The sequence below is a fragment of the Pseudomonas sp. BN515 genome (assembly GCF_029873155.1).
Classification (GTDB): domain Bacteria; phylum Pseudomonadota; class Gammaproteobacteria; order Pseudomonadales; family Pseudomonadaceae; genus Metapseudomonas.
Genome location: NZ_SSOH01000028.1, coordinates 38,753 through 45,786, shown reverse-complemented (window position 1 = coordinate 45,786; position 7,034 = coordinate 38,753). Strand labels below are relative to the sequence as shown.

General features: G+C 63.4%; 6 protein-coding genes. All 6 read right to left on the bottom strand.

Going from position 1 to position 7,034, the window contains the following annotated elements; all coding sequences use genetic code 11:
* Positions 1-318: 318 nt before the first annotated feature.
* Positions 319-1,608: a flavohemoglobin expression-modulating QEGLA motif protein gene (locus E8E91_RS07670; RefSeq protein WP_190831000.1), complete on the bottom strand. Its 1,290-nt coding sequence runs from the start codon at positions 1,606-1,608 to the stop codon at positions 319-321.
* A gap of 7 nt (positions 1,609-1,615) precedes the next feature.
* Complete coding sequence (locus E8E91_RS07665) at positions 1,616-2,170, bottom strand: hypothetical protein (RefSeq protein WP_280368072.1); 555 nt, start codon at positions 2,168-2,170, stop codon at positions 1,616-1,618.
* Between the two features lie 56 nt (positions 2,171-2,226).
* Positions 2,227-2,940 (bottom strand): TetR family transcriptional regulator, encoded by a 714-nt coding sequence (locus E8E91_RS07660; protein ID WP_280368071.1) that lies wholly within the window; start codon positions 2,938-2,940, stop codon positions 2,227-2,229.
* A gap of 198 nt (positions 2,941-3,138) precedes the next feature.
* Positions 3,139-4,644: a lysine--tRNA ligase gene (gene lysS / locus E8E91_RS07655; RefSeq protein ID WP_280375259.1), complete on the bottom strand. Its 1,506-nt coding sequence runs from the start codon at positions 4,642-4,644 to the stop codon at positions 3,139-3,141.
* A gap of 124 nt (positions 4,645-4,768) precedes the next feature.
* Positions 4,769-5,864, bottom strand: a protein-coding gene (prfB, locus tag E8E91_RS07650; RefSeq protein ID WP_280375258.1) for a peptide chain release factor 2 whose coding sequence is annotated in 2 segments (ribosomal slippage) — positions 4,769-5,791 and positions 5,793-5,864 — 1,095 coding nt in all. Because the reading frame shifts where the segments join, the coding sequence is not laid out codon by codon here.
* A gap of 134 nt (positions 5,865-5,998) precedes the next feature.
* Positions 5,999-7,027 carry a diguanylate cyclase gene (locus E8E91_RS07645; protein WP_280375257.1) on the bottom strand — a complete coding sequence of 343 codons (1,029 nt, stop codon included), beginning with the start codon at positions 7,025-7,027 and terminating at the stop codon, positions 5,999-6,001.
* Between the last annotated feature and the right edge of the window lie 7 nt (positions 7,028-7,034).

Here is a 7,034-nt window from a genome sequence, read left to right as displayed (position 1 = left end):
CTGATGCCATAGCGTCGGCACAGCTCGCGGACATTGCTCTGCGGCTGTTCGGCCAACCACACAAATTCACGCCGAATCGACATGGTGGTGCACTCCTGCCACGGCATCGCTCGAACTCCTCATTCGACGGATCCCGTAAGCGTAAATGCGTTACCTATGTCTCCCGACACCCGTTACCTATGTCCCCCGGCTGAACACTGTGCGCACCGCCCCCCGTATCTGCCTCGGTACCCCGTCAAACCGCTGGTGCGCACGGCGCACCCTACCGGATCAGCTTCACTCTTCAATTCCGGCCATTCGAATCGTCCCAGGCAACCATCAGAGGATATTCGCGTAATCCGCCTCGATGCGCTCCAGGCTCAAGTGGTTGAGGAAGTTGGAGAAGCACATCCAGGCCGACAGTGCGTTGAGGTCGCGGAACTGTGGCGGCAGGTACTTCGGCGGCACCACCAGCCCTTCGTCCACCAGTTGGCGCAGGGTGCGGGTGTCTTCCAGGGTGGTCTTGCCGCAGAACAGCAGCGGGATCTGTTCCAACTTGCCTTTGCGCACCGCGAGCTGGATGTAGTTGTAGATCAGGATGAAGCCCTTCAGGTAGGACAGGTCCTTGGTGAAGGGCAAGCCGCCCGGCAATGAACCACGGAATGCGCGGCTGGCGCTGCCGTAGCTTTCTTCCGTGCTGTAACCCTGCTCGCGATAGAAGTGGTAGACGTCGAGGAAATCGGCGCCCTCCTCCGCCATGTGGATGGCGCGGGTGCGGTTGGTCAGCCGGCGCAGGCGCGTTGGATAGGAGGCGAAGGCGATCACTTCCATCAGGATCGCCAGACCTTCCTGGGTCACGGTGGAGGACGGCGGGCCCTTGGAGAGGAAGGTGCAAATCGGCTGGTTCTGGCCGTTCAGGGTGGTGCCCACGTGCACCAGCCCCTCGTGGACTTCCAGGGCGCGCACATCACGCTCGTTGAACATCGCGTCGGCGCGGATCTTGATGTAGTCGGCACCCGCCGCGGCGTCGGCGACGATGCCGTCGGACTCGAACACGCGGATGGTGTCATCGCCGAATACCGGCCCCAGCCGGCTCTGCAACAGGTCCACAGCGTCCTTGGCGGTGAGGGTCTTGGCCTCGTCCTTGAGGTCGCCGCGATCAGCGATGTTGTTCAGGTAGTCCGAGAGCATCAGGCCGAGGTCGGCCAGGGTCGGGTCGCCGGCGTGGAAGGCATCGGAGGCGGCGCCGTAGAGTTCCTGGGAAATCAGGCCGAAATCCGCAGTGCCACGCGCTTCGAGCATGCGGATCACCATGCGGTATTCCTTGCACATGCGTCGCATGATCTGGCCCACCGGGTTGAACTGGCCCAGGTGGCGGGTGATGTCGCGCTCGATGTTCTGGAATTCCAGCTTCTTTTCCGTCGAGTCGAAGGCCAGCGGACGGCTCTCGTAGTAGGCGCGGTCCACCGCGGGCATGGACTTGCCCTTGTGCTTGAGGAAGCCCTGACGGACGCCGTCGTCCCATTTCACGGCATCCAGCACGCGGATCGGCGTCTGTGCCTGGACGATGCGGTCGGACAGCGCGCGAATGGTTTTCTGGTAGTCGTCGGGCAGCTTGCGACGGGACATCGGCGGCTTACTCCTCGGCAGCGCGCTGGTAGCGCGCCACTTCAACGAAGACGTCGGAGTTGGCCGGGTCATCCAGCCAGCCGAAGACGACGTCCAGCGGGCTGGTGATGAGCACGCCGTCGCCATCCGGCATTTCCACGGGCTGGCCCTGGAACTTGCCTTCCTGCATTTCCTGCTCGATGCGCTCGACATCCAGGTTGTAGACCACCAGCTCGTTGTCGGTGGTCAGTTCGAAACCGGCGATGGCGAAATTGGCGCCGAACTTCTTCGGTACGCCAGCGGAGAGGTACCAGCGGCGGCCATGGTGGGCAACGGTGAAGCCGAACTCCTCCATGCCTTCCAGGTTGTCCTTGCTGCCGTCGAAGCTGCGTGCCTTGTACAGGTTGGAGCCAGCGCGGCTGATCTCCAGGTACTGACGCTCGCCCCACTCATCCTTGCGGGTCCAATCCCCGAGAAGGGGAATGGGGGCCGGCTCGTTGGCCGGGATGGGATCCTTGAAGGTGACCAGGCAGCCGCCCAACAGCAGAAATGACAGGGCAACCACGGCACGCCAGACGTTCATCTCGCTCTCCTTGTGATAACGAAAAACCCCGCTACCGCGGGGTTTGATCTACGCGCCTAGAGTCCCATCACCAGATACAGGTAGCGTTTCAGGACGGCTCGCATCTCGTCGATGTCGAGGTTTTCCACCCCATCGAGAAGGCCCTGATATTCCATCCGCAGAATGACAGCCGTCAACACCTTGGCGTCTTCGGTGGGTTCGGCCGAGCCCAATACCTGGAAGAAATGCTCCGCGCCCTGCGAGAGTATCTTGCGATGTGCGTCAGCCAGATTACGAAGCCCCGCATTGAGCAACGCTTCCTGGCGGAAGGCATGCTCGGCCAGGAGCTGGTCGCGGTTCTCTTCGAGTTGGCTGCGCACGTACTGGATGGCCAGTTCGACGATCTGGTCGGTCATCGCACGACGCGAGTCGCCGTCGCGAGTGAGCGCCGCGGCCATGGCCTGAAGGTCATCCTCCACGTTGGCCCAGAAAGCCGCCATCACCGCCGAACTGCGCTCCACGAACTGGGCGAAGGTGTCGGTGATCAGGTCATTGATGTCCTTGAAGTAATAGGTGGTGGCCGAGAGCGGCACCTGAGCCTCTGCGGCAACGGCCCGATGGCGCACCGCCCTCACGCCGTCGCGGACGATGATGCGCATGGCGGCATCGAGAATCGCCTGGCGCCGCTGCTCGCTGCCCTGGCGACTGGCCTTTCGACCCTGGTATTTCACGCTTTCGGCGACCGCGCTGGCTACGCGGGCGGCACTGTCACTGCGCGACGACTGGTTCAAGACAGGAAACCCTCCGAACTCACTCAAAGTGAAGTGTTGACCATTTATCCGGCTAATCAATGCGGGATCTGGCGAGATTGTGGCTCTGTCGACCCTGACGAGCGCCTTGTAGGAGCAGCACCGGGGGCAAAAGGTTCGCGTGCCGGACGCCAGCCAAGAAAAAACCGCCCGAAGGCGGTTTTTCTTGTTACTCCAGGGTCAAGCCTGCGGGCGCATGTGCGGGAACAGGATGACGTCACGAATAGACGGCGAATTGGTCAGCAACATCACAAGACGATCGATACCGATGCCTTCACCAGCGGTGGGCGGCATGCCGTATTCGAGCGCGTTGACGAAGTCGGCGTCGTAGTGCATCGCCTCGTCGTCACCGGCATCCTTCTCCTTGACCTGCAGCATGAAGCGTTCGGCCTGGTCCTCGGCGTCGTTCAGCTCGGAGTAGGCGTTGGCGATCTCGCGGCCACCGATGAACAGCTCGAAGCGGTCGGTGACGCTCGGGTCCTGGTCGTTGCGGCGCGCCAGCGGGGAGACTTCGAAGGGGTATTGGGTGATGAAGTGCGGCTGCTCCAGCTTGTGCTCCACCAGTTCCTCGAAAATCATCACCTGCAGCTTGCCCAGGCCTTCGTGGCCGAGGACCTTGGCACCGGCTTTCTTGGCGATCTCGCGGGCCTTGTCGACATCCTTGAGGTCAGCGGCGCTGATCTCCGGGTTGTACTTGAGGATGGCGTCGAACACGGACAGGCGGGCGAACGGCTCGCCGAAGTGGAAGACCTTGTCGCCGTAAGGCACGTCGGTGCTGCCGAGCACGGCCTGGGCCAGCTCGCGGAACAGCTCCTCGGTCAGGTCCATGTTGTCTTCGTAGTCGGCGTAGGCCTGGTAGAACTCGAGCATGGTGAACTCGGGGTTGTGCCGGGTCGAGACGCCTTCGTTACGGAAGTTGCGGTTGATCTCGAAGACCTTCTCGAAGCCACCGACCACCAGGCGCTTGAGATACAGCTCCGGCGCGATACGCAGGAACATGGCCATGTCCAGGGCGTTGTGGTGGGTGGCGAACGGCTTGGCCGCGGCGCCGCCGGGGATGGTCTGCAGCATCGGGGTTTCCACTTCGAGGAAACCCCGGTCGGACAGGAAGCGGCGGATGTGGGCGATGACCTGGGAACGCACGCGGAAGGTGTGGCGGGTTTCCTCATTGACGATCAGGTCGACGTAGCGCTGGCGGTAGCGCTGCTCGGTGTCGGTCAGGCCGTGGTGCTTGTCCGGCAGCGGGCGCAGGGACTTGGTCAGCAGGCGCACGCTGGTCATTTCGACGTACAGGTCGCCCTTGCCGGAACGGGCCAGGGTGCCTTCGGCGCCGATGATGTCGCCCAGGTCCCAGGTCTTGATCTCGGCCAGGGTCTCTTCCGGCAGGGTCTTGCGGTTCACGTATGCCTGCAGGCGGCCGCTGCTGTCCTGCAGGACGATGAAGGAGCCGCGGTTGAGCATGATGCGACCGGCGACCTTGACCGGGATGGCTGCGGCTTCCAGCTCTTCCTTGGTCTTGTCGGCATACTGTTTCTGCAGGTCCGCGAAATAGTCGGCGCGGCGGAAGTCATTGGGGAAGGCGATGGCCTTGGCTTCGCGCACGGCGGCAAGTTTTTCCTTGCGCTGGGCGATCAGCTTGTTTTCTTCCTGTTGCAGTTCGTGCTGGTCGAGTTGTTGGTCGCTCATGGTCGTCTATCTGCCTGGCGTCAATTTCAAAAGAAGGTAACCGTAGGAGCGAGCTTGCTCGCGAAGCTCTTCGACGCGAGCAAGAACTGGGCGTCCCCCTCGCTCCTACAAAATCGGCTCCGCGTCAGAGCCCTTGTTTGAGGCTGGCCTCGAGGTATTCGTCCAGATCGCCGTCCAGCACCTTGTCGCAGTCGCTGCGCTCTACGCCGGTGCGCAGGTCCTTGATCCGCGACTGGTCGAGTACGTAGGAGCGAATCTGGTGGCCCCAGCCGATATCGGATTTGGAGTCTTCCAGGGCCTGGGAGGCGGCGGTGCGTTTCTGCATCTCCTGCTCGTACAACTTGGCCCGCAGCATTTTCATGGCGGTGTCCTTGTTGGCGTGCTGGGAGCGTTCGTTCTGGCACGCCACCACGGTGTTGGTCGGCACGTGGGTGATACGCACCGCGGAGTCGGTGGTGTTCACGTGCTGACCGCCCGCGCCGGAGGAGCGGTAGGTGTCGATGCGCAGGTCGGCCGGGTTGATTTCGATCTCGATGTTGTCATCGATTTCCGGCGAGACGAACACCGCGGTGAACGAGGTGTGGCGACGGTTGCCGGAGTCGAACGGGCTCTTGCGCACCAGGCGGTGCACGCCGATCTCGGTGCGCAGCCAACCGAAGGCGTACTCGCCCTTGATATGCACGGTGGCGCCCTTGATGCCGGCGACTTCGCCTGCGGACAGTTCGATGATGGTGGCGTCGAAGCCGCGCTTGTCGGCCCAGCGCAGGTACATGCGCAGCAGCATGTTGGCCCAGTCCTGGGCTTCGGTGCCGCCGGAGCCGGCCTGGATGTCCAGGTAGGCGTTGTTCATGTCCATCTCGCCGCTGAACATGCGGCGGAATTCCAGCTTCTCGAGGATCTCGCGCAGGCGCTCGACTTCGGTGGCGACGTCGTTGACCGCGCTTTCGTCGTCCTCTTCGACCGCCATGTCCAGCAGGTCGCGGGAATCGGACAGGCCGCCGGTGAGGTCATCGAGGGTCTCGACGATCTGCGCCAGTTGGGCGCGTTCACGGCCGAGATTCTGGGCGTATTCGGGATTGTTCCAGACGCTGGGGTCTTCGAGTTCGCGGTTTACTTCGACGAGACGATCATGCTTCTGATCGTAGTCAAAGATACCCCCGAATAGAGAGGGTGCGATCGGAGAGGTCCTTGATGCTGTTCAGGATCGGGTTGATTTCCATGGCTGGAAGCTCTCGCTGGCAAAACTTTCGGAAAAGCCGGCGAGTATACCCGAGTCACGGAATGCCGGCAGCATGCCGGCCGCGAATTGCGCCGATCCGGCGACGCACGGGCCCGCCCGGCGTCGCCTCCCCCGTCAGGGCCTGGCGTCGGCTACCACCATGCCCACCTGGTTGCGGCCGTTGTTCTTGGCCTGGTACAGCCCCTGGTCGGCCATGTCCACCAGCACCAGGGAAGCCTGGCCGGTCTTCGGCGTCAGCGTGGCGACGCCAATGCTGACGCTCAGCACCGAACCCGGTGCCGGCATGTCGTGGTGGATGCCCAGGGCCTCCACCGTGCGCCGCACCTTCTCCGCCAGCAGGCGCGCGCCGCCGGCGGCGGTGCCCGGCAGGACCATGGAGAACTCTTCGCCGCCGTAGCGCGCGGCCATGTCCGTGGCGCGGCTGCAGCATGCGCGGATCGCTTCGGCGACCCGGCGCAGGGCATCGTCGCCGGCCACATGGCCGAAGTTGTCGTTGAAGGCCTTGAAGTGGTCGACGTCGATCATCATCAGCGACAGCTCGCTCTGCTCACGCAGCGCGCGGCGCCACTCCATGTCCAGGTACTCGTCGAAGTGGCGGCGGTTGGACAGGCCCGTGAGGCCGTCGGAGTTCATCAGCCGCTGCAGCACCAGGTTGGTTTCCAGCAACTGCTGCTGGCTTTCCCGCAGGGCGCGGTAGGCCTCGTCGCGCTGCAGCAGGGTGACGAAGGAGCGGGAGTGGTAGCGGATACGCGCCACCAGCTCGATGGCGTCGGGCAGCTTGACCAGGTAATCGTTGGCCCCGGCGGCAAAGGCCGCGCTCTTCACGGTGGGCTCTTCCTTGGTCGACAGGACGATGATCGGCACATCGCGCAGGGCCGGCACGCCACGGAATTCGGCCAGCAGGCTGAGGCCATCGACGCCGGGCATCACCAGGTCGAGCAGGATCACCGTCGGCTTGATCTGCTGGGCCGTGGCGATGGCCTGCAGGGGATCGGCGCAGAAATGGAAGTCGATGCCCGGCTCGCCGACCAGCGCGCGGCGCACGGCCTCGCCGATCATCGCCTGGTCGTCCACCAGGAGGACCATCACCCCGCTACCGCCTGGGGAGGCCTCATCCATCTGACTGCGATGTGGGTATTGCATATGACTC

What these genes read in the sequence shown, in the direction of transcription:
- E8E91_RS07670 (WP_190831000.1), bottom strand. Translation starts at nt 1,608, where the DNA reads ATGTCCCGTCGCAAGCTGCCCGACGACTACCAGAAAACCATTCGCGCG.
- E8E91_RS07665 (WP_280368072.1), bottom strand. Translation starts at nt 2,170, where the DNA reads ATGAACGTCTGGCGTGCCGTGGTTGCCCTGTCATTTCTGCTGTTGGGC.
- lysS (WP_280375259.1), bottom strand. Translation starts at nt 4,644, where the DNA reads ATGAGCGACCAACAACTCGACCAGCACGAACTGCAACAGGAAGAAAAC.
- E8E91_RS07645 (WP_280375257.1), bottom strand. Translation starts at nt 7,027, where the DNA reads ATGCAATACCCACATCGCAGTCAGATGGATGAGGCCTCCCCAGGCGGT.